Annotated in this window: 23 protein-coding genes and 4 tRNA genes; 1 reads left to right on the top strand and 26 read right to left on the bottom strand. The window is 38.0% G+C overall.

Features of this window, described 5'->3' with window-relative positions:
* Positions 1-54 precede the first annotated feature (54 nt).
* From POF52_RS18480 to POF52_RS18380, 21 genes are all read right to left on the bottom strand, one after another.
* On the bottom strand, positions 55-849 hold the full coding sequence (locus tag POF52_RS18480; protein WP_013059903.1) for an MBL fold metallo-hydrolase: 795 nt from the start codon (positions 847-849) through the stop codon (positions 55-57).
* Positions 850-867: 18 nt separating this feature from the next.
* Positions 868-1,647: a two-component system regulatory protein YycI gene (locus POF52_RS18475; RefSeq protein WP_176585165.1), complete on the bottom strand. Its 780-nt coding sequence runs from the start codon at positions 1,645-1,647 to the stop codon at positions 868-870.
* On the bottom strand, positions 1,634-3,001 hold the full coding sequence (locus tag POF52_RS18470) for a YycH family regulatory protein (protein WP_028409756.1): 1,368 nt from the start codon (positions 2,999-3,001) through the stop codon (positions 1,634-1,636). The genes POF52_RS18475 and POF52_RS18470 overlap by 14 nt, the downstream gene beginning before the upstream one ends.
* Positions 2,992-4,899, bottom strand: a complete 1,908-nt coding sequence (gene walK, locus POF52_RS18465) for a cell wall metabolism sensor histidine kinase WalK (protein WP_271993964.1) — start codon at positions 4,897-4,899, stop codon at positions 2,992-2,994. Before walK ends, POF52_RS18470 begins: the two co-directional genes overlap by 10 nt.
* Before the next feature lie 6 nt (positions 4,900-4,905).
* A complete protein-coding gene (gene yycF, locus POF52_RS18460; protein WP_013085552.1) occupies positions 4,906-5,613 on the bottom strand; it encodes a response regulator YycF in 708 nt (235 codons plus the stop codon).
* 262 nt (positions 5,614-5,875) lie between these two features.
* A tRNA-Phe gene (locus POF52_RS18455) sits at positions 5,876-5,948 on the bottom strand.
* 4 nt (positions 5,949-5,952) lie between these two features.
* A tRNA-Asp gene (locus POF52_RS18450) sits at positions 5,953-6,028 on the bottom strand.
* Between the two features lie 26 nt (positions 6,029-6,054).
* Positions 6,055-6,126, bottom strand: a tRNA-Glu gene (locus POF52_RS18445).
* Between the two features lie 15 nt (positions 6,127-6,141).
* A tRNA-Lys gene (locus POF52_RS18440) sits at positions 6,142-6,214 on the bottom strand.
* Between the two features lie 168 nt (positions 6,215-6,382).
* Complete coding sequence (locus POF52_RS18435) at positions 6,383-7,669, bottom strand: adenylosuccinate synthase (RefSeq protein WP_013085553.1); 1,287 nt, start codon at positions 7,667-7,669, stop codon at positions 6,383-6,385.
* A gap of 187 nt (positions 7,670-7,856) precedes the next feature.
* Positions 7,857-9,221, bottom strand: coding sequence for a replicative DNA helicase (gene dnaB, locus POF52_RS18430; RefSeq protein WP_013059909.1), 1,365 nt, complete (start codon positions 9,219-9,221; stop codon positions 7,857-7,859).
* A gap of 115 nt (positions 9,222-9,336) precedes the next feature.
* Entirely contained in the window at positions 9,337-9,786 is a 450-nt protein-coding gene (gene rplI / locus POF52_RS18425) for a 50S ribosomal protein L9 (RefSeq protein ID WP_013085555.1), read from the bottom strand.
* On the bottom strand, positions 9,783-11,756 hold the full coding sequence (locus POF52_RS18420) for a DHH family phosphoesterase (protein ID WP_271993958.1): 1,974 nt from the start codon (positions 11,754-11,756) through the stop codon (positions 9,783-9,785). The genes rplI and POF52_RS18420 overlap by 4 nt, the downstream gene beginning before the upstream one ends.
* Positions 11,757-11,792: 36 nt before the next feature.
* Positions 11,793-12,737: a YybS family protein gene (locus tag POF52_RS18415; RefSeq protein WP_043977601.1), complete on the bottom strand. Its 945-nt coding sequence runs from the start codon at positions 12,735-12,737 to the stop codon at positions 11,793-11,795.
* 138 nt (positions 12,738-12,875) lie between these two features.
* Complete coding sequence (gene rpsR / locus POF52_RS18410) at positions 12,876-13,115, bottom strand: 30S ribosomal protein S18 (RefSeq protein WP_013059913.1); 240 nt, start codon at positions 13,113-13,115, stop codon at positions 12,876-12,878.
* Positions 13,116-13,181: 66 nt separating this feature from the next.
* Positions 13,182-13,682 carry a single-stranded DNA-binding protein gene (gene ssb / locus POF52_RS18405; protein WP_013059914.1) on the bottom strand — a complete coding sequence of 167 codons (501 nt, stop codon included), beginning with the start codon at positions 13,680-13,682 and terminating at the stop codon, positions 13,182-13,184.
* Positions 13,683-13,730: 48 nt separating this feature from the next.
* On the bottom strand, positions 13,731-14,018 hold the full coding sequence (gene rpsF / locus POF52_RS18400; protein WP_013059915.1) for a 30S ribosomal protein S6: 288 nt from the start codon (positions 14,016-14,018) through the stop codon (positions 13,731-13,733).
* Positions 14,019-14,207: 189 nt separating this feature from the next.
* On the bottom strand, positions 14,208-15,308 hold the full coding sequence (ychF, locus tag POF52_RS18395) for a redox-regulated ATPase YchF (protein WP_013085558.1): 1,101 nt from the start codon (positions 15,306-15,308) through the stop codon (positions 14,208-14,210).
* A gap of 168 nt (positions 15,309-15,476) precedes the next feature.
* On the bottom strand, positions 15,477-15,674 hold the full coding sequence (locus POF52_RS18390; RefSeq protein ID WP_013059917.1) for a DUF951 domain-containing protein: 198 nt from the start codon (positions 15,672-15,674) through the stop codon (positions 15,477-15,479).
* A 14-nt stretch (positions 15,675-15,688) separates the two neighbouring features.
* Positions 15,689-16,582 (bottom strand): mechanosensitive ion channel family protein, encoded by an 894-nt coding sequence (locus POF52_RS18385; RefSeq protein WP_013085559.1) that lies wholly within the window; start codon positions 16,580-16,582, stop codon positions 15,689-15,691.
* A 67-nt stretch (positions 16,583-16,649) separates the two neighbouring features.
* Entirely contained in the window at positions 16,650-17,663 is a 1,014-nt protein-coding gene (locus tag POF52_RS18380; protein WP_013059919.1) for a YkvI family membrane protein, read from the bottom strand.
* A gap of 86 nt (positions 17,664-17,749) precedes the next feature.
* Here POF52_RS18380 and yyaC point away from each other — a divergent pair, with 86 nt between their 5' ends.
* Positions 17,750-18,370 carry a spore protease YyaC gene (gene yyaC / locus POF52_RS18375; RefSeq protein WP_013085561.1) on the top strand — a complete coding sequence of 207 codons (621 nt, stop codon included), beginning with the start codon at positions 17,750-17,752 and terminating at the stop codon, positions 18,368-18,370.
* A 32-nt stretch (positions 18,371-18,402) separates the two neighbouring features.
* Here yyaC and POF52_RS18370 read toward each other — a convergent pair whose 3' ends face one another.
* The 5 genes from POF52_RS18370 to mnmG all read right to left on the bottom strand — a co-directional run bounded on the left by POF52_RS18370 (position 18,403) and on the right by mnmG (position 23,791).
* On the bottom strand, positions 18,403-19,272 hold the full coding sequence (locus tag POF52_RS18370; RefSeq protein ID WP_013059921.1) for a ParB/RepB/Spo0J family partition protein: 870 nt from the start codon (positions 19,270-19,272) through the stop codon (positions 18,403-18,405).
* On the bottom strand, positions 19,244-20,026 hold the full coding sequence (locus POF52_RS18365; protein WP_013085563.1) for a ParA family protein: 783 nt from the start codon (positions 20,024-20,026) through the stop codon (positions 19,244-19,246). Before POF52_RS18365 ends, POF52_RS18370 begins: the two co-directional genes overlap by 29 nt.
* Before the next feature lie 117 nt (positions 20,027-20,143).
* Positions 20,144-21,019, bottom strand: a complete 876-nt coding sequence (gene noc, locus POF52_RS18360; protein ID WP_176585161.1) for a nucleoid occlusion protein — start codon at positions 21,017-21,019, stop codon at positions 20,144-20,146.
* 135 nt (positions 21,020-21,154) lie between these two features.
* Positions 21,155-21,871 carry a 16S rRNA (guanine(527)-N(7))-methyltransferase RsmG gene (gene rsmG, locus POF52_RS18355; protein WP_271993943.1) on the bottom strand — a complete coding sequence of 239 codons (717 nt, stop codon included), beginning with the start codon at positions 21,869-21,871 and terminating at the stop codon, positions 21,155-21,157.
* A 30-nt stretch (positions 21,872-21,901) separates the two neighbouring features.
* Positions 21,902-23,791 carry a tRNA uridine-5-carboxymethylaminomethyl(34) synthesis enzyme MnmG gene (gene mnmG / locus POF52_RS18350; protein WP_013059925.1) on the bottom strand — a complete coding sequence of 630 codons (1,890 nt, stop codon included), beginning with the start codon at positions 23,789-23,791 and terminating at the stop codon, positions 21,902-21,904.
* Positions 23,792-23,801 lie beyond the last annotated feature (10 nt).

Here is a 23,801-nt window from a genome sequence, read left to right as displayed (position 1 = left end):
GAATGTCTGCATTCACGTACTAAATGAAGTTATTTTTCGCTTCCTTTCTAGAGACTATACATAAACAATATCAGTTGGTCTTTTTGGATCAGTATCACATAGGAGAATATTGTCCTCTACATTGATGTCTTTTTGTTGTAACACTTGTGCAACCGACATGCGGGCAATTTCCTTCATATTATTGTCTTGACTCAAATGCGCCAAATAAATGCGTTTGGTTTGATCTCCAATCACATCTGCCATTGCAAGCGCCGCATCTTCATTTGATACATGTCCCACGTCGCTTAGAATTCGTCTTTTAATGCTCCAAGGGTAGCGCCCCATTCTCAGCATTTCAACATCATGATTGCTTTCAAATACGTACATATCGCTATTTTTAATCGTACCTTTCATGCGGTCACTTACATAGCCGGTATCCGTAATAAGGGTTAATTTTTTAGACCCTTGATGAAAGACATAAAACATAGGCTCTGCGGCATCATGCGAAACGCCAAAAGACTCCACTTCCAATTGACCAAACGATTTCGTTTGGCCAATTTCAAAGTGAAACTTCTGTTCCGTATTAATGTTGCCGATCAAGCCATCCATTGCGTTCCACGTTTTTTCATTTGCGAAAATAGGGAGCTTATATTTACGTGCCAGAACACCTAGTCCTTTAATATGGTCACTATGTTCGTGAGTCACTAAAATTCCTGATAAATCCGGGATATTGCGATTTACTTGTTGAAAGAGAGCTTCCATTTGCTTTCCGCTCAGCCCTGCATCAACTAGTAAGGAATGTTCTCCATCACTTACTAAAATCGCATTTCCTGTGCTCCCACTCGCTAGCACGCTGAAATGCAGGCTCATTTATCTCACTCCAAATATTTATTTATTTCCTTTTTTAATGATCTGTCCTTCAAAGGCATTTACAAAATAACTCGTATCTCCATTTACAACGATGTGCCAAGTTGGTGCTAAAACTTGAGAATTTAGTAACGGCAGATCAAACGTATAGTACCCAAACTCTACTTTTGTTACAGAATCTTTCTTTTTCAATTCATCCTTCAAGAACAAATTTTCTAATGCTTTTAAAGGCGTTAAAACATCCTGCTCATCATCTAACGTTTTTACAGAACCTAGCATCGTTTGTTCATACGAAATAATTTCATCTTTGTCATTTAAGTGAGCAACGATCATACCATTTTCATTGTCAAAGATTTTATGCTTCTTATATTGTTGAAAGAATGTAACTGTTTTTTTCTCTTTGTTAACATTCCATAGCTCATAATCCTTACCTGAGATCACATACCGTTTTAGAAATTGACTTAGCTTTGCTTCGGGACTTTTTTCAGGTACTGAAAAAGGTTTGTCTAATACGCTTCGAATTGTTTTTTCCTCAAGCAGCGCTGCTTTTTGTTCTTTAAGCTTTTTTAAATCTTCATCTTTAAACAGTTTGCTTTTGGCATTTAACGACGAAGCTTCTTTCACATCTGTAGGCAAATGTTTATATTCAATGCCTTCACTCGTTAATTGTTCTTCAACGCTCGACTCTACAAATAGAGAATACTGATCTTCTTGATGAGTTTTAAAAATCTGATAGCCTAAGTAAATATTAAGAATCAAGAAAGTGAAAATAAAGATGGTTTTTGTTCTATTCCAATCCATCGTTATCGCCTCCTTCGGTCGGCGGTGCAATTCGATACCACTTGCTATTATAATAATAGAACCAAGAAGGAACGAGTTTGACAGAATTAGAATTAAACTCAACCGTCTTTTCACCGGTTTTCGGCTGCTGTGACACTTCTTCTAGCTGATAGCCTATTGAAATATCTTTTAACAGATTCGGGTCAAAGTTTTGGTGTTTTTCAATTAATTGAATCACCTTTTGAGATGACTGCAGCTTTTCTACACTGGAATCCTGTACTCTTACAAAACGATAAAGAGGACGACGGTAATTTAAAATCTCCGCATTTCCCCATCTCTGATATATTTCAGTCATGCCCTGATTGCTGTAAACTGGATAGTTATCTTTATAATAACGATAGCTAATTTCTTTTGTAATACGATTCCAGCTGTTGAACCTGTAATTAGATTCCGTCCAGCCTCCGTGGTCATTAACGAAGCTAAAGCTACGGTTTATTAAATTATAATCTTCCATTACTTCGGTCGTGGAATTTACAAGATTCACATATTCCATCACATCTGTCTTCGTATTAACATTAATCACTTTTGTACCTTCGGTGTAGACATCTCGGTTTGTAGACGTTTCTTTCCGTGCATAGTCTGGGTTGTTAAAAAGCGCTTCCTTATATTTTTCAATATCTAAATGCCTCATGCTCGTATAATAGACTTCACTATTCATCGTGATATTGTTTTCCGGAAGGAAGATATACCGATTTTTGTTTTCTTTATATACAAAGCTCGGGGCATACGTACGTTTCATTTTGTCTTCTAATTCTTTGATATCATCTTTGGCCAAATTCTTCACTGTAACCGAATAAATCTTTTTTTGCTCATAATTCACAAGATACACGCTCACGAAAAAGGAAGGTGTACGCTTAATTTTAATGAGTACACGGTCAAATGTTTGATTAGGCAAAGACGTTTGAGAAAATGAAAAAAGCTGTTGAAATGTTTTTAACGGTAGCGCGTCTGGATACAGCACTTCAATAGAATTACTTCCATGGACATAATTTAAAAATCCATCAGGAGAAATAGCATCCGAAACGTCCGTCACATTCGAAAATTTCCACTTTTTCATTTCATTTACCCATTTGTTTACATCATCTTCGTCGTGAGACATGTAGTGATTATCGTTTCGATGATAGAGAACTTCTGTTGGAAGAATATGATCTTCTATTTTACTTTTTGAACTCACTTCAACTTCCTGCAAATGTTGATTCTTTGAAATGACCTTATAAGAAGGCTGATACGTCCATATATGATACGTCATAATTAAACTGGAAGCGACGAGAACAACTAAGATGGCCGTTTTGATATGTTCATATCTCATTCCCATTCGTCATCATTCTCACTTTCAATTGGAAGAGTAAAGTAAATCGTTGTTCCTTTTCCTTCCTGACTATCTGCCCAAATACGTCCATCATGTGCTTCAATAATTTCCTTGGCAATAGCAAGCCCTAATCCTGTTCCGCCTAATTTACGCGTTCGTGCTTTATCTACACGATAGAAACGTTCGAAAATTTTAGCTAAATTTGATTTTGGAATTCCCATACCTTGGTCTTTAATGCTCACAACAATTTCATGCGTATGCTGAGCAATTGAAAATGTAATGATTCCGCCTTCAGGTGAATATTTTATTGCATTGGAAATAATGTTATCTAATACTTGTGTAATTTTATCTTGATCGATAGCGACATAGATTGCTTCAGTTGGCAAGTCGCGCACGAATGAAATACCTTGTTCAATTGTCATTTCAAAGCGATCAATGATGTAATGATAGAACTTCACAAAATTGATTGGGTCACGACTAAATCGGTAGTCTTGACTATCTAACTTAGATAATTGAAGCAAGTCGTTAACGAGACGAATCATTCGTTCTGTTTCCGTTTGCGTTACATTTAAAAACGTTGGAGCTAAGTCCTTATCTTGCCATGCTCCTTCTGCAAGCGCATCTAAATAACTGCGCATCGTTGTTAACGGCGTACGCAATTCATGTGAAACATTCGCTACAAATTCTCGGCGATCTTGATCAATTTTCTCCTGCTCTGTAATATCATGCAAGACAATGATAATCCCGTTAATAAAACCGGTCTCTTTTTGAATAGCGGAAATGGTAGCTCTTAAAATAAAGGGATCCGATTTTGTACTAAAGTCCAAAATTAATGACTCTTGATTAGCGAGCAAGCTCTCAAACGTATGCGTTTCTTCAAGATCTAATAGGGAAACAACTGGATCAGACAAAACCGTTTCACGTGAAACATTTAGCATAGCTGCAGCTGGATCATTAATTAAAATTACTCTTCCCTTTCGATCCGTCGCAATAACGCCGTCCGTCATATGAGCTAATACTGAACTAAGCTTACGGCGCTCCCCTTCTGTAGTTGCCTGTGCTTCTTGAAGCTTTCTTGTTAAGTTGTTGAATGTGAGAGCTAGCTGACCAATTTCATCATACCCGTATACCTTAGCTTTTCTCGTAAAATTCCCTTTGGCCATCTCAAGTGCTTGTTTTCTCATTTCAGACATTGGACGAGTAATCGTCTGAGCTAAAAACACGCCTAAAATAGCTGTAATAAAAAGAGCAATCACCGTACCTGCCTTAAAGATCTGATTGATATTACTCATTTGATCGTAAACAGGCTCCATGGAAGCTGTTAAGTAAATAGCACCTAAGATTTCTTCGCTAGACTGAATTTTTCCATTTTTATTGGTTGAATTTGATTGACTGGCACCTACTTTATCCTGTAAACGAATAGGCTGTATCATAACTCTGATTCGCTGTCCGCTTTGATCAACAAATACATTATCAGAGTTAGTTCCTGCTAACAACGCATTTGTAATCGCTAAATCATTAGTCTTTTTACCTATGATCTGTTGAGGATTTGAGTTCGATGTAGCAATGATTCTTCTATTTTGGTCAATGACTCTTACTTCAGAGATGTCATTCATATCATTTGAAGCTAAATTGGGTCTTGAAGCAAAATCTCGTAAAATAGTCTTTAAGTCTTCCTCAAGAGTGGGTGAATCATCATCACGATTTTTCACCATTTCTTGTCCAATGTTATACGTGAGCAAGTCTGTCCGCTCTTGAAGAGACGTTCGAAAGTTGTTAACTAATTCTTTTTCTAATTGTCGTGCAAAATAGACCCCAATAATTTGCATCGCAATTAAAATGAGCAGCACATAAATCAATACAAACTTTAAATGAATAGATTGCAGGAGCCTTACTTTCTTCATCTAAAATTACTCCTGCTCTGGGCTGCGTAAATAATAGCCTACTCCACGTCTTGTTACAATCCACATTGGATGGCTTGGATTATCTTCAATTTTTTCACGTAATCTTCGAACTGTTACATCTACCGTACGCACATCACCAAAATAGTCATAACCCCATACAGTTTGAAGCAAGTGTTCACGCGTCATGACTTGTCCAATGTGCTTCGCTAAATAATGCAGCAGCTCAAATTCACGGTGAGTCAGTTCAATCGTTTCTCCGCGCTTAGACACGATATAGGCATCTGGGTGAATAACAAGTGCTCCAATCGTAATTTCATTCGTTTCGCTTTCTTCCGTTGGAACAGCTACCTGCTGATGTCTACGTAAATTAGCTTTTACACGTGCTAATAATTCACGCGTACTAAACGGCTTAGTTACATAATCATCTGCACCTAATTCTAGACCTAAAACTTTGTCAATTTCAGAGTCTTTTGCTGTTAACATGATAATTGGCATATCATATTTTTTGCGCACTTCTCGGCAAACTTCCATTCCATCTTTCTGAGGAAGCATAATATCTAATAAAATCATTTCAGGCTGTACTTCTTCCACTTTTTCAAGTGCTTCTACGCCATCATAAGCACAAAATACTTCGTAACCTTCTTTTTGCAAATTAAACTTTAAAATATCTGCAATCGGCTTTTCGTCATCTACGACTAAAATACGTTTATCCATGATCATCGTTCTCCTTTATTAGTTGAAGCAAAATATAAAAGATAGTATTCATACTGTTTGAATACCGTAGTTTTATTATACTTGATAACCCTTGAAACGTCACAAGTTCATCCTCTACTATACATGAAGATATATGATTTTCAACCATCTCTAAATACAAAAGTAATATATTACCACAAAAGAGATACAAAGCAAATAACGTTTTCTTTTAAATGTAAATAAAAGAAAAAAGCATGACTTTAAATAAAGTCATGCTTTTTGATGGCTCGGGACGGAATCGAACCGCCGACACAAGGATTTTCAGTCCTTTGCTCTACCAACTGAGCTACCGAGCCAAAATGGCGGTCCCGACGGGAATCGAACCCGCGATCTCCTGCGTGACAGGCAGGCATGTTAACCGCTACACCACGGGACCTCAGTCTATATGCTATGTATTAAAAATGACCCGTACGGGATTCGAACCCGTGTTACCGCCGTGAAAGGGCGGTGTCTTAACCGCTTGACCAACGGGCCACGTTGTAACAAAAGTGAGCCATGAAGGACTCGAACCTTCGACCCTCTGATTAAAAGTCAGATGCTCTACCAACTGAGCTAATGGCTCATGTTATATCTCTTAGCGACGCTTATTATAATAACATGATATTTCATATGAATGCAATAGTTTTTTTAAAACTTTCTTTTTATTATTGAACTTTTTTAAAAAATCTTGTTAACAAAGCACCAATTATAAATAAAAAAGGTTAGCTCACGAGGAGCTAACCTTTTTTATTTAGCTATATACACCACGTAATACATTTGTTTGTGTACGATCTGGACCTACAGAGAAAATAGATAAAGGAATACCTGTTAATTGAGACACGCGCTCTAAGTAGTGGCGAGCGTTATCAGGTAACTCATCTAATGTTTTCACACCCGTAATATCTTCTGTCCAACCTGGAAGCTCTTCATATACAGGTTCGCACTCTGCAAGTGTTTTTAAGCTAGCAGGGAATTCTTCCATAACTTCCCCTTTATAACGATAAGCTACGCAAATCTTTAATGTCTCAATTCCCGTTAATACATCAATTGAGTTTAAAGATAAATCTGTGATTCCACTAACGCGACGAGCATGACGTACAACTACACTGTCGAACCAACCTACACGGCGAGGACGACCAGTTGTTGTACCATATTCACGTCCTACTTCACGGATTTGATCACCGATTTCGTTTGTTAATTCAGTTGGGAAAGGACCGTCACCAACACGAGTTGTATACGCTTTTGATACACCTACAACGTGTTTGATTTTAGATGGACCTACACCAGAACCAATTGTTACTCCACCCGCTACTGGGTTTGAAGATGTAACAAATGGATATGTTCCTTGATCGATATCTAACATAACACCTTGTGCGCCTTCGAATAGTACACGACGTCCTTCGTCTAACGCATCATTTAATACTACTGATGTATCAACAACATATTTTGCAACTTGTTGACCATACTCATAGTACTCATCTAAAATTTCTTCTAATGTAAAGCCTTCTACTTCATACATTTTTTCAAGAAGGCGATTCTTTTCAGCTAAGTTTTGTGTTAATTTTGCTTCAAATACTTCACGGTCTAGTAAATCGGCAATTCGAATACCAACACGTGCTGCTTTATCCATATAAGCTGGTCCAATACCTTTTTTCGTTGTACCAATCTTATTTTCACCTTTACGTTCTTCTTCAACTTCATCTAATTTTAAATGATATGGAAGAATCACATGAGCTCGGTTACTAATACGTAAGTTTTCTGTTGTTACACCGCGATCATGTAAGTATTTTAATTCTTGAACAAGCGCTTTTGGATCGACAACCATACCGTTTCCAATTACACACGTTTTGTCATTATAAAAAATACCTGAAGGAATTAAATGTAACTTATAAGTTTCACCATTAAACTTAATTGTGTGACCTGCATTGTTCCCACCTTGGTAACGTGCAATCACTTCTGCATTTTCTGATAGGAAGTCTGTAATCTTCCCTTTTCCTTCATCTCCCCATTGTGTTCCTACTACAACGACTGAAGACATATCTTAAGCACCTCCGCTTAGTAAGCAACAGCTCACTACGACATAATTTAACCATGGATAAGTGTATCAATTTATCACGCTAAAGTCAATTAAATCCGAACGATTTAACAAAATTTATTACAAATATATCGTATTTTGCGGAACGAATGCGATAACAATAAAATAAAACCTCTCATATTGAGAGGTTTTATGCACCAGGCGGCACTCCTGCGTCATCAAAGCGCCGCTCGAGATTAACGAATTTGTTGTACTCTTTTACGAAGGCAAGCTGTACGGTTCCAACTGGACCGTTACGCTGCTTGGCTATAATAATCTCGATAATATTTTGATTTTCTGTATCTTTTTCATAATAGTCTTCACGATATAAGAAAGCTACGATATCAGCATCCTGCTCAATACTTCCAGATTCACGGATATCAGACATCATTGGTCGCTTATCTTGTCTTTGCTCTACTCCACGGGAAAGCTGTGATAAGGCGATAACAGGAACTTCTAATTCACGAGCTAAAGCTTTTAACGCACGAGAAATTTCAGATACTTCCTGCTGTCGGTTTTCTCCGCTTCGTCCATTTCCTTGAATGAGCTGTAAGTAGTCAATTAAAATCATCCCAAGCCCGCCTTCTTGCTTCAAGCGACGACACTTAGAACGAATTTCACCTACTCGAATACCCGGTGTATCATCAATATAAATCCCCGCATTGGACAAAGATCCCATTGCCATCGTGAGCTTTCCCCAGTCATCGGCTGTAAGCGAGCCTGTACGCAGCCTTTGTGCATCAATATTTCCTTCGGCACACAGCATCCTCATAACAAGCTGCTGAGCACCCATCTCTAAACTGAAGATTGCTACGTTCTCATCCGTTTTCGTTGCAACGTTTTGCGCAATATTTAAGGCAAAAGCCGTTTTACCTACCGATGGACGGGCCGCTACAATGATTAAATCATTTCGCTGGAACCCTGCTGTCATTCTATCTAAATCACTAAACCCGGTTGGGATACCTGTAATGTCACCTTTTCGATTGTGAAGAACTTCGATATCATCGTACGTTTGTACAAGTACATCTTTGATATTTTGAAACACACCGCTGTTTTTACGCTGTGCTACTTCTAAAATGTTTTTTTCCGCTTCATTTAATAAAACTTCTACTTCGTCTTCCCTTGCATATCCTTCTGAAGCAATATGCGTTGCAGTACGAATTAGACGGCGTAAAATCGACTTTTCTTCTACGATTTTACCGTAATACTCTACGTTTGCAGCCGTTGGAACAGAGTTAGCTAAATCACTTAAATACGATACGCCGCCAACTTCTTCTAAGATTTTTTGATCAGCTAATTCAGACGTTACCGTTACCAAATCAACCGGTTCACCTTGGTCAGAAAGTTTCAGCATACATGTAAAGATTTTCTGGTGCGATGCCCGGTAAAAATCTTCAGGTATTAGCAGCTCAGATGCTAAGGTTAAAGAAGAAGGCTCTAAGAAAATGGCCCCTAATAGCGCTTGCTCTGCTTCAATATTCTGAGGCGGAAGACGATCAGCAAAAAGATCACTCATATTTCTATGCCCCTCTTATATTCTTTCGTATTTTCTTTCATCATAAATGTTGACGCGAACAAATACAAGTCCGCGCCAACCCTTTATATTATTTACCTTTTTTTCAATCGTACGTTTATTTTTGTTCAGTCACGTGTACCTTTACAGTAGCCGTTACTTCCGGATGTAATTTAACCGGTACATTTGTGTAGCCTAATGCGCGAATTGCATCATTTAATTCAATTTTACGCTTATCTACTTTAATGTTGTGCTTTTTCTTTAATTCTTCAGCAATTTGTTTGCTTGTGATAGAACCGAATAAACGGCCGCCTTCACCAGATTTTGCTTTTAATTCAACTGTTAGTTCTTCAAGAGTTGCTTTTAACTCTTTGTTTGCTTGAAGTTCTGCAGCTGCATCTTTTTGCTCTCTATTTTTTTGCGCTTCTAATACTTTCACATTACCGCCTGTAGCTTCAACAGCATAACCATTTTTTAATAAGAAGTTATGTGCATAACCGTCTGAAACATTTTTCACTTCACCTTTTTTGCCTTTTCCTTTTACATCTTTTAAGAAAATTACTTTCATGATCTTCTACCTCCATCTAAGTACTCATCAATTGCTTGTTTAAGCCGTTCTTCAGCTTCATCCAAACTAATGTCTTGAAGCTGAGTAGCAGCATTCGTTAAGTGGCCTCCGCCTTGGAGACTTTCCATAATAACTTGTACATTGATATCTCCAAGCGATCTAGCACTAATACCAATTAGATTATCCCGCCGCTTAGAAATAACAAATGAAGCAACCACTCCGCTGATTGAAAGCAGCGTATCTGCAGCTTGCGCAATTAACACTTGATCATACATTTTGTTTGGTTCAGCTCTTGAAATGGCAATACCTGCTGTATAAATCTCTGCATGTTCAATAAAGCGTGCTCGCTGTACATATTGTGTGATATCTTCTTTTAAAAACTTTTGAACAAGAACCGTATCTGCGCCTTGAGAACGTAAAAAAGACGCTGCATCAAACGTACGAGATCCCGTCCGTAATGTAAAGCTTTTTGTATCGACAATAATACCGGCTAAAAGTGCTGTTGCTTCTAGCATATCAATTTTAAATCGTTTTGGCTGGTATTCAAGAAGCTCAGTAACGAGTTCAGCTGTCGAGGAAGCATATGGCTCCATATAGACAAGAAGAGGATCTTCGATAAAGTCTTCTCCTCGTCTATGATGATCAATGACCACGACATTTTCAATACGATTTAATAACCTTTCTTCAATAACGAGCGATGGCTTATGCGTATCTACTACTACTAAAAGAGTATCATCACTCACAAGATTCAAGGCTTCTTCAGGCGTAATAAATCGCTCCCACAGGCCTTCTTTCTTTTTAATCTCTTCTAGCATTCGCTGAACACCTGTATCGATATGATCAGGATCCAATACGATAAAACCGTCTTTCTGGTTTACTTGCGCTACTTTTAATATCCCAATAGCAGCTCCCACAGCATCCATATCCGGGTATTTATGACCCATGATAATCACTTTTCCGCTCTCTGTAATGAGCTCTTTTAACGCGTGAGAAATAACTCTTGCACGCACGCGCGTCCGTTTTTCCATTGGGTTTGTCTTGCCCCCAAAGAATTTTACTTTTCCATTTGGCTGTTTAATGGCTACTTGATCTCCGCCTCGACCTAAGGCTAAATCCAAGCTAGATTGAGCTAAAGCACCCAGCTCAGGTAAATCAGCAGCACCAGCTCCGATACCAATGCTTAATGTAAGCGGTATATTTTGTTTAGACGTCTCTTCTCGAACTTGGTCTAAGATAGAAAATTTACTTCGCTCTAAATGAATTAAGATTTGTTCATTCATAATCGCAATAAATTTCTCAGAAGACGTACGTTTAATAAAAATACCGTATTCTTGAGCCCAGCTATTTAACATAGAAGTTACTTGGCTATTTAAGTTACTTTTAACTTGATCATCCATTCCTTGCGTTAGTTCATCATAATTATCTAAAAAGATAATGCCTAAACTTGTTCGTTCTTCTTCATACAACTTTTCGATTTCTATTTGCTCTGTAATATCAAAGAAGTACAGTAAGCGCTCGTCTCGTTTAATCACCACTTTGAATTTCCGATCATGCAACGTGACAACTTCTGTTTCCACTTCTTGTTTGACCAGTGGAATAATACTTTCGGCTACATCGTATAATGATCTTCCCACTAGTGTGTCTTCACCGAGACAAGATGCTAGAAAAGGATTGGTCCATTCAATTTGATATTCATCATTAAACAGCATAATCCCAATCGGCATTTCCATTAATGCCTCTTCGCCTACTTTTTTCAGCCGATGAGACAGCATTGAAATATAGGTTTCAAACTCATCGGACAGCATTCGCTCCATTCTCATGTATAGAAAAAGACAGGCTAATAGTAATATAAAGCCTATCATTCCTATGATCCAATTATGATAGGTCACGATACCTACTAAAATCAGAGCTATACTATACAATGAGTAAAATGGATAGCGAATGACGTTCCTTTTTGTAAAGACAGGCATCCATTTCAGCTCCTACTTTTTTAAGTTCCACAATATCTACTTTTTTGTGTCTAATTGTTTTCTTAAATTAAATCCTAAATCAATTATACCTAAGATGCGCACAATTTGAAGGATAATTGGAATAATTAATGCTAAAATTGTTACAACAATTGGAATTGCTTTGGCATACCCTTTTTGATGTGAGAAATAGAAAATAAAAGAGATCCCTTGTAACACGACTAGCATTTGCAGTCCCATCACGATGTTGATAATAGCTACGTACATAAATGTACCTTGTTCAATATTAAAAGATGGGAAGGATAAAATTAATGCAATCAAATAATACCATAGAATACTTTTAGGAAGTTTAAATTCACGAAAAGGCGGAAATGCTTGCACCTCATAACCTGTTCTTTTAAGAATAGGCGTAGCAATAAGCTGAGAGAAAAAGGCCAGAATAACTCCGCCCATAACAATTAATAGAGGCAACAGATTTTTAAACATATCAAATGCATCTCTCATTTGGTCAATTTGAGATTCCTTAACGTCTTGTCCTAAACTTTTCATCATTTCAATACTTTGATTAATCGATTGATCTAAAGCATTATTTATTTGCTCCATTAGATTAACATTAAAAACGATATTTGCTCCTACGAACAATAAAAGTAAACCTAAACTAAATGCAACCGTGCCGCCTAGTAAAATGGTATACCTTTTTTGTTTTTGTCGGTAAAGCATTCCTATTGCTAATCCACCAATACCAAATACAAATGTAAAAGGAAGAGTCAACACATTTCCAAATAACAAAGTCAATAACAACCCTACTACTAAAAATAATATTGCCTTTTTCCACCCATGACGAACGGTATACACAATAAATGGAACAGCTAGCGCTAGTTGAAAAATGGTTCCCACAACAGGTATGTATAGTGAAAAAAGCAACAGCGCCACAAACAGCGCTAAAAGAGCTGCTCCTTCTGTAATATATCGAATTCCTTTCACAACTTCACCTCGTTGATATAGACTATTATTTATTTTATCGATTCAATTCATAAGAAGCAACTATTTGGCAAAAGAGCACCTATGTAATGTAAAAAGAGGCAGTAAGGGAATCCTTACTGCCTCTTTTTATACCGTTCATTATTCACCAGAAACATATGGTAATAATGCCATTTGACGAGCGCGTTTGATAGCGATCGTTAATTTACGTTGGTATTTAGCGCTTGTTCCAGTTACACGACGAGGTAAAATTTTACCACGCTCTGAAACGAATTTTTTAAGCATATCTACATCTTTGTAATCGATGTGAGTGATGCCGTTTGCTGTGAAGAAACAAACTTTACGACGTCTGTTGCGTCCACCTTTACGTCCACCTGCCATTTTGATACGCCTCCTTCCGCTTAAAAGTTTCTATAAAATTTTATACTCCGGATAATCTACTGCGAATTAAAACGGTAAATCGTCATCTGAAATGTCAATTGTCTCGCCATTATTTGCAAATGGATCATCATCAACGCGAGTATAACCTTGATTACCTGAGTTACGGTTCTGATTATCTCCAAATGGAGAGCCTTGTCCAGATCCTCCAGTGTTAGCAAAGTTACTGCGTTGCGTATCCCCACCGCCACTTTTCGGCTCTAAAAATTGCACACTTTCCGCTACAACTTCCGTTACGTATACGCGACGACCGTCTTGTCCTTCGTAACTGCGAGATTGTAGTCGACCATCAACACCAGCTAAACTTCCTTTTTTAAGGAAGTTGGCTGCATTTTCAGCCTGACGACGCCATACAACACAGTTGATAAAGTCAGCTTCACGTTCACCTTGCTGATTTGTAAATGTGCGGTTTACCGCTAAAGTGAATGTTGCAACCGCTGCTCCACTCGGGGTATAACGTAATTCAGGATCTTTGGTTAAGCGTCCTACGAGAATTACGCGATTCATCATCAGAACCACTCCTTAAGGAAATAAAACCCAATTTATTTAAACGTTTAATTATGCTTCTTGTTTAACAACGATATGACGGATAATGTCTTCGTTGATTTTCGCAAGACGATCAAATTCAGAAACTGCTTCTGAAGTAGCCGCCACGTCAAGAATCATGTAGTAACCGTCACGGAAATCATTGATTTCGTATGCTAAACGACGTTTACCCCATTCTTTAACATTTGCGATTTCAGCACCATTATCAGTTAATACGCCGTTAAAGCGCTCAACTAATGCTTTCTTTGCTTCGTCATCAATGCTTGGACGGATGATGTACATTACTTCATACTTTCTCATCACTGTCACCTCCTTTTGGTCTAACGGCCCGAAACGGGCAAGGAGCAATAAAATATTACTCACGAATTAAAATTATAGCACACTACCATAGGCAAAGCAATACGCATTGCGGGCTGTTTCGTAAATATATGCTAATATTTTAGCCGACGACAAAAGCCGAAAGAAGATATCTCCTTTCGGCTTTTAGTCTTATACGTTAAAGCGGAAATGCATAACGTCTCCGTCTTTTACGATGTATTCTTTTCCTTCTAAGCGTACTTTTCCAGCTTCACGAGCTGCTCCCATTGTTTTGGCAGCTAATAAATCCTCATATGACACCGTTTCTGCGCGAATAAATCCGCGTTCAAAATCTGTATGAATAATACCTGCACACTCAGGAGCTTTCATACCTTGTGTGAACGTCCATGCGCGTACTTCTTGCTCACCAGCTGTAAAGTACGTAGCTAATCCAAGTAAGTCGTACGCTGCACGTACAAGCTGATCTAGACCTGACTGTTCGATGCCTAGTTCTTCAAGGAACATTGCTTTTTCTTCTCCTTCAAGCTCAGCAATTTCAGATTCAATGCGTGCACAAACAACAATCACTTCTGCACCTTCACTTGCCGCATACTGGCGCACTTTTGCTACATATTCGTTAGCAGATGCATCGGCTACTTCATCTTCAGAAACGTTTGCTACATAAAGAATAGGTTTGATTGTTAGCAAGTGAAATTGTTTTACTAATTTCATTTGCTCTTCTGTAAATGATACAGCACGAGCTGGCTGATCACTTTCAAATGCATTCTTTAGTTTCTCGAGAATTTCGTATTCATACATTGCTTCTTTATCTTTTTGTTTAGCCATCTTTTGAACACGGCCAATACGCTTCTCTACCGTTTCTAAATCGGCTAAAATTAACTCTAAATTAATTGTTTCAATATCTGAAATAGGATCTACTTTTCCTGAAACGTGCGTGATGTTTTCATCTTCAAAGCAACGCACAACGTGACAAATCGCATCTACTTCTCGAATATGAGATAAGAATTTATTTCCCAGTCCTTCACCTTTACTAGCACCCTTTACGATTCCAGCGATATCTGTAAATTCAAATGCTGTTGGAATTGTTTTTTTAGGTTTTACAAGCTCTGTAAGTTTTTGAAGACGATGATCAGGTACTTCTACAATACCTACGTTAGGATCAATCGTACAGAAAGGATAGTTCGCAGATTCTGCGCCCGCTTGTGTAATTGCATTAAATAATGTTGATTTTCCAACGTTAGGAAGACCAACAATTCCAGCTGTTAAAGCCATATATTTATTCACTCCTCTTTATATATCCGAAACAAGTTAACCTGTCACAATTATAGTGAGTCAACTTTTGAAATACAAGTTTAATAAAGAACCTTTAGTCGCACCGTTAAGATGCTTCATTTTGTCCCACCTTACAGTATAAGGCATAAACATAGAAAATGCATGAGGTTATTCCTCATGCTTTACAAGAATTTTTTTCATTTTACGTGCAAAATCACGTCTTGGAATCATTACGCTGTGGCCGCAGCCTTCACATTTAATACGGATATCCATTCCCATTCGAATTATTTTCCATTCATTTGTACCGCAAGGATGAGGTTTTTTCATTTCCACAACGTCATTTAAACCAAATTCTTTTTCCGTCATCAGCTCTCTCCTCCTTATTTCCCTTTCAACGTCGACGAATGCTGTGCTTCTTCTGTACGATTATACATAACCATACGAGGAAATGGAACTTCAATACCATGTTCATTTAGCCTTGTACGCACTTCTTTACGAATCATACGAGAAATATGGAAATGTCTCATTGGTTTTACTTCGCTTGTAATCCTCATTGTGACTTCAGTTGCATGGATATTTTGAACCCCCAGCAATTCAGGCGTTTTAACCATATCTTCATAGCGGCTTGGCAATTCTTCTAAGAGCTCTAAAATCACTTTTTCTGCTTTTTGTATGTTTTCTTCATAAGAAATGCTTACATCAACGAAAGCTACGCTGTTATGTAACGAAAAATTAGTGACCTCCACAATACTGCCATTGGGCAAGATATTAATTTCGCCTGTCCAACTCTTAATCTTTGTTGTTCGCAGACCAATTTCTTCTACAGTTCCCTCAAATGTTCCTACTCGAACATAATCGCCAACGGAGAACTGATCTTCAAAGATAATAAAAAATCCCGTGATGATGTCTTTCACTAAGTTTTGAGCACCAAACCCTACCGCAAGCCCTACGATTCCAGCTCCCGCTAGCAATCCTCGAACATCTACTGATAACGTTTCTAAAATCATAACTCCCGCAACGAAATAAATAGCATAAGAAAAAACGTTCTGAAGCAAACGGACCATCGTAGCTTCTCGTCGCTCAGAAATACGCAGAGGGCTATTTGTGCGAACCTCTACAAATTTATTTAACGCTTGCTTTCCAATTCGAATTAAAAACATGGAAATAAGCAGAATCAACAGAATTTTTATGAAGCCTTCTCCAATATGTGCCCACGTTTCTTCTTGAAAAAATGGTTCAAATACGTTCTTAAAAACTGACGTCAACGAATTCATACTACATGTAGCTCCTATCGTAACATACTCTACATACGAGAAAGTTTTAATCTATTGTAGCAAGTTTCTACGAACTTTTGTAGCGATTTCGAAATGGATATAATAGAACGGCTGTTACTAAAAATAAATTGACGATTCCATACATTGGATACAAAACGGCAATCAAAGTAGAAAAACCTAACTTTGTAAAGGGAATCATTAAAAGTAGCCAGCAGGCTGCCAGTTTCCAAAGAGATTGCACCTTTTCAGTATGAAAACGCGCGGTTAGTCCTAAGATTCCCGATACGGCTGTTGTATAAATTGCAATGAGCAAAACAATGCTCATTAAAAACAGCATCGTATAAGGAAAGTCTTTAAGAATAGCGAATAATGGAATTTCATAAGAAGAAAGAAGGCCTGAAACTTGAATAAGCGATTCATTATAAATAAAGGAAAGCCCCCCTAATAAAAACCCGCTACCAACACTTGCAATATAAATCTCTTTTTTGCTTTTAATTTCCTTTCCAATTGTAGATAATACCGCGACAAGAGGAAGAATATTTAACGCCGTAAAGGTAAAAGCAGCAGGCCAATTATGCTGAAGGTGCCAATCAGTTACTCCAGGATGACGTAAAACAAATGTAAGAAGGACGCCAGCTAGTCCAATCATTAAGATTGGCATAACGAAAGAATTGATAGAAAGAAGCCCATTTAATCCTCTTGAAAAAACAAAGACGATAAAAGCACTAAGAGCACCAATTCCCCACCAATAAGGAACATGCCACATTTCCAATGTCGCCCCGCCGCCCGCGATCATAATCACCGTCGTCGTAAACAAATAAAAAACGATTAAAACATCATAGGCCGCAGCCCATCTCTTTCCTATTAATTCAATTAGTACTGGGTAAAATTGATTGGTTCGGTAGCGATAGCTGATTTGCATAATCACATTGCAAGAAATCGCAAAAATAATAGAAAATAGAAAAATAGCAAGTCCGCTTTCTTCGCCAAAAAACTGCCATAGCTCTCTCCCTGAAGCATAACCAGCGCCTATCATGGTTCCCATAATTAAGAATATCCATTTACATCCTGCTCTCCACATCGATTTTCCCCCAATCCATGAAATATATGTATAGAATCTTCAAAATCTTCGTATACTGTTACTATTATGTATAAGGAGTGGACCCTATGAATTTAAAATCTCCCTTCTTTGAGAAGACACAACATTCAACCCGCGTATTTCATGATGAAGAATCTGCTACAAAGAAGCTGAGTACACAGTTACTATCTTTACTTCCAGCACAGAAAGACAGACCAATTGTTTTTGTATGTATTGGAACGGACCGTTCAACTGGGGACTCATTGGGTCCATTAGTCGGAACGAAACTGAATGAAAAAAAGGTTTCATCTTTTCACATTTTTGGAACGTTAGAAGAGCCTGTTCATGCTGTTAATTTGAAAGAAACGTTAAAACATATTCAAAAGCTTTTCCCGAATCCTTTTATTATTGGAATTGATGCTTGTTTAGGTCGTATGAAAAGCGTAGGCTCTGCATCACTTGGAATAGGACCCGTTAAACCAGGAGCAGGAGTTAATAAAGAATTGCCGCCAGTCGGGGATATTCATATAACAGGGGTTGTCAACGTGAGCGGATTTATGGAGTTTTTCGTCTTGCAAAATACGAGGCTTCACCTCGTTATGTGCATTGCCGATTTAATTGCGAAAAGTATTGAGACTGTGCACAACGAACGAGAGAAAGAGTTTAATAATTCTTCGGTTTACCAACCTGTAAGACATTATAAACAATAAAAAAGGTTGTCCTAAAACTAGGACAACCTTTTTTATACAGAAGATTTGTTGGTCTGAGAAAGATCGTTAAATAATTCAAGAAGACGGTTTAAATCTTCTTTAGAGAAAAATTCGATTTCAATTTTTCCTTTTTTCTTGCTTTGTGTAATGTGAACAGAGGTACCAAAACGCTCACGAAGCTGTGTTTCACTTTGTTTTATAAATAAATCTTTATCTTTTTTAGTTTTTGATGTTTCACGTGGAACGGCTTTATTTAAGTGGGCAATATAAGCCTCTAGCTGTCTAACATTCAATTGTTCCTTGCGTATTTTTTCAACGACTTTAGGTAGAAGAGCTTTATTTTTCAAACCGACTAGCGTACGCCCGTGGCCCATAGACAATTCATTAGTAGAAATGAGGGTTTGAATTTCCTCAGGCAACTGCAAGAGGCGAACATAGTTAGCAATATGAGGTCGGCTTTTTCCCAGTCGTGTAGCAAGTTGCTCCTGTGTCATATCGAGCTTATCCATAAGCAATTGATAAGCGGTTGCTTCTTCAATTGGCGTCAAATCTTCACGCTGTAAATTCTCCAACAAAGCTAGTTCCATCATTTGCTTTTCTGAAAAGTCTTTTATAATGACAGGAACAGTAGCAAGGTCGGCTTCTTTAGCAGCTCTAAATCGTCTTTCACCCGCTAAGATTTCATAGCCTTTAATGCTTTTGCGAGCTACAATAGGCTGTAAGATACCATGATGTAAAATGGATTGCTTTAACTCATTAATTGCTTCTTTATTAAACGTTTTACGTGGTTGATAGGGGTTGGGTCTGAGTTCGTGAATAGCAACTTCCTGAATTGAATCATCAGCCTGTGCATCTAAGCCTGAAAATAAGGCATTAATTCCTTTCCCTAATCCTTTCGCCATTATAAATCACTTCCTTTGCAAGTTCCGTATAAACTGCGGCCCCTCTAGATCTTGCATCATATAAGATAATTGGTTCACCATGACTAGGTGCTTCGCTCAAACGAACATTTCGAGGAATAATCGTTTGATAAACGCGATCCTGAAAGTACTTCTTCACTTCTGCTGTTACCTGAAGTCCTAAATTTGTGCGTGCGTCAAGCATAGTCAGCAATACACCTTCGATGCGCAGTTGATTATTCAAATGTTTTTGCACTAATCTAACGGTATTTAGCAATTGACTTAATCCTTCAAGCGCATAATATTCACACTGTACAGGTATTAAAACAGAATCAGCTGCCGTTAACGCATTTAATGTCAGTAAACCAAGAGAAGGGGGACAATCAATAATAACATAATCAAAGTGATCTTTCACCGTTTCTAAAGCTCTCTTAAGTCGAACTTCACGTGAAATGGTGGACACTAATTCAATTTCTGCACCAGCTAATTGAATGGTCGCGGGAATAATTGATAAATTTCCGACGGCTGTTGAACGCACGACGTTTTTGGCTTCCATATCTTCCACGATTACATTATAAATACATTCATCTACATCTGCTTTATCTATGCCAACTCCACTCGTAGCGTTACCCTGGGGATCTCCGTCTACAAGTAGAACCTTTTTTCCTTGTTCAGCTAAACAAGCTCCTAAATTAACAGCGGTTGTTGTTTTTCCAACTCCGCCTTTTTGATTCGCAACTGCCACAATTTTCCCCATGTTGTCACCTACTTTCATTTCCATCCCATTTGTCCAGACAGTTTAATTGTTCATTGAATTTTCTGACGTAAAACTTTGATAAAAAAGCCTCATCAAAAAAAGATGAGGGCTATTTCTTTATTTTTTCGGAATCTTAATAGTAAACTGAAAATACTCATCAAACTCTTCTTCTTCCGTGTTTAATGAAATACCGCTGTCACTAACCATTGTCAAGGATTGACGAATTGTATTCATTGCGATGCGCGTATCTTTACTAAACGCTTTTCTTTTTGCTTTTGGCTTTTTAACCTGCGTTTCTAACAATTTAACTACTCGATCTTCCGTTTGTTTTACATTTAATTGTTTTTCAATAATCTCAGCTAATACTTGAAGTTGTTTTTCTTGATTTTTGAGGGGAATGAGCGCTCTTGCATGTCGCTCTGTAATCAATTTTTGTTTGATTGCTTCTTGTATTTCTACAGGAAGCTTTAACAAACGAAGCTTGTTTGCAATTGTGGATTGGCCTTTTCCTAAACGTTGAGCTAATGCCTCTTGGGTAAGATTATGTAACTCAATTAACTTTGCGTAGGCTAGTGCTTCTTCGACAGCCGTTAGCTCTTCACGTTGTAAGTTTTCTATTAAAGCCACAGAGGCCGTTTCTGTATCGTTAAAATGTTTCACAATTGCAGGAACCGTATCCCATCCTAAGCTTTGTACAGCTCTCCACCGGCGTTCTCCAGCAATTAATTCATATTCTTCGCCCTCAGTCGGTCGAACCACAATAGGTTGAATAATACCGTGTGTATGAATAGTCAGAGCTAGCTCTTCAATTTTTGCTTCATTAAACACAGTACGCGGCTGGTAACGATTTGGAATAATACTTGAAACCCTAATTTGTTTTACTTCATCTCTTAAAATTTTTTCGACATTTTCATCTTGGACAGTTTCAATCTCTACATGAATATCCTCATCTTTTTCTTTTAAATTAAAAAAACGTGAAAAAGCAGATTTCATAGTCCCACACCACCTTCAGGAAAATCCCGCCTTAAACTAATTCGATGTTTTTTAACCATATCCTGCTTTCTAAACAGAAAATATAGAGAAGAAAATGTTTCATATGAAACATTCTCTTCTCTATCTATTTAATGCCTACTCTAGTGGAAGCTTAACTGGGGTACCAGGTTTTCTAGGATATTTTTTAGGCGTTTTCTTGATTTTGTCTATTAAAATAATGTAACGTTCACTTTGCTCCAAAGGCAATTGGAAATGTTCAATCGACTTCACTTTTCCGCCTAATACTTGGAATGATTTTTCTCCATTTTTTAATTCCTCTGGGGCAGAAGCACCTTTCATTGCTAAAAAGCGTCCTTGTTCTTTAACAAGCGGTAAGCAAAATTCATTAAGAACCGAGATACGTGCCACGGCTCTTGCCGTTACAAGATCGAATGACTCGCGAATTGTTTCTTTTTTACCAAATGTTTCAGCCCGATCATGACATAGTGTGACATTGTCTAGTTCAAGCTCATTTACAAGATGCGTTAAAAACGTAATACGCTTTTGTAACGAATCAACGATTGTTACATGCAAATGCGGGAAGCAAATTTTGATCGGAATACTTGGAAATCCTGCTCCTGCACCTACATCACACATGGATTCAATTTCTGTAAAGTCTTGAAAAAAAGCAGCTGAAAGAGAATCGTAAAAATGCTTTTCATACACTTCACCGTGATCAGTGATAGCAGTTAAATTCATTTTTTCGTTCCATTCCACTAAAACTTGATAATACTTTTCAAATTGATTCAGCTGTTTAGAAGAAAGAGAAATTCCCTTTTCTTCTAATAGCTGTTGAAACTGTTGAATATTCATTGAGTTTCCCTTTCTTCGCGCCTAAGAGTTTTAATCATTTGATACTTTAGCGATGCGTCCTTGTTCAATATAAACAAGCAAGATTGAAATATCAGCTGGGTTGACTCCAGAAATACGTGAAGCTTGCGCTACCGTTAGTGGCCGCACTTGGTTTAATTTTTGACGTGCTTCTGTAGCTAAACCGTTAATTGCATCATAATCAATATAATCAGGAATCTTTTTGTTTTCTAACTTCTTTAAGCGTTCAACTTGCTGAAGTGATTTCTGAATATATCCTTCGTATTTCACCTGAATTTCTACTTGTTCAGCTACTTCAGGATCTACCGTCTCATCAGCTGGTGCTAATTGATGAATATGAGTATATGTCATTTCAGGACGGCGAAGTAAATCTGTCGCACGAATGCCATCTTTTAATTCGCTGCCGCCAGCTTCTTTAATCAGTTGTTGAACAGCTTCGTTCGGCTTAATAATAAAGGAGAAAAGACGTTTCTTCTCTTGCTCGATTTCCGCTTTCTTCTGTTCAAATTTAGCATAGCGCTCATCGCTGATTAATCCTAGTTCACGACCAATTTCAGTAAGGCGTAAATCAGCGTTATCATGACGAAGCAATAAACGATATTCTGCACGAGACGTTAGCAGACGATACGGTTCATTTGTTCCTTTTGTTACTAAATCATCCACCAATACACCGATGTAAGCATCAGAACGTCCTAAGATGACTTCTTCTTGTTCCAGGGCTCTTCTTCCCGCGTTAATTCCAGCAAGAAGACCTTGGCCTGCAGCTTCTTCATAACCAGATGTTCCGTTAATTTGTCCAGCCGTATAAAGATTTTTAATTTTCTTCGTTTCAAGCGTTGGCCATAACTGAGTCGGAACAATTGCATCATATTCAATAGCATAGCCCGCACGCATCATTTGGACTTTTTCAAGACCCGGAATTGTCGCAAGCATTTGACGCTGTACGTGCTCAGGAAGACTTGTTGATAGTCCTTGAACATATACTTCTTGCGTATTTCGTCCTTCTGGCTCTAAGAAAATTTGGTGGCGCGGTTTATCATTAAAGCGCACAACCTTATCTTCAATAGATGGACAGTAGCGTGGTCCAGTACCTTTGATCATCCCAGAATACATAGGAGATAAGTGAAGGTTGTCATCAATAATTTGATGAGTTTGTTCACTTGTATATGTTAACCAGCAAGGCAGTTGATCTGTAATGTACTGTGTTGTTTCGTATGAGAAAGCACGAGGCACATCATCCCCAGGCTGAATCTCTGTTTTGCTGTAATCAATAGTTGAGCTATTAACACGAGGTGGAGTTCCTGTTTTAAAACGGACCATGTCCAGCCCTAACTCCTCTAAGTGTTCAGAAAGTTTAATAGCCGGTTGTTGATTATTAGGACCGCTTGAATATTTTAGTTCACCTAAAATAATTTCCCCGCGTAAGAATGTCCCTGTCGTAATAACAACTGTTTTAGCTTTATACACAGCTCCCGTTTGAGTGACAACGCCCGTACATACACCGTCTTCTACGATTAACTGTTCTACCATGCCTTGCATAAGCGTTAGATTTTCTTCATTTTCTAACGTTTTTTTCATTTCATGCTGATAAGCAAATTTATCTGCTTGAGCTCTAAGTGCTCGAACGGCTGGACCTTTTCCTGTGTTTAACATTCTCATTTGAATATGAGTTTTATCGATATTTCTACCCATTTCTCCGCCAAGAGCATCAATTTCACGTACAACAATACCTTTTGCAGGACCGCCTACAGAAGGGTTGCAGGGCATAAATGCCACCATGTCTAAGTTGATGGTCAACGTTAACGTTTTAGCACCCATACGCGCAGAAGCAAGTGCCGCTTCACAACCTGCATGACCTGCTCCAATGACAATAACATCATATTGTCCACCTTCATATTGCATAATAGTAGCC

Origin of the sequence: Priestia sp. AB, assembly GCF_028369225.1 — a bacterium.
GTDB classification, from domain to species: Bacteria; Bacillota; Bacilli; order Bacillales; family Bacillaceae_H; genus Priestia; species Priestia megaterium.
This window is presented reverse-complemented; position numbering and strand designations above follow the sequence as displayed.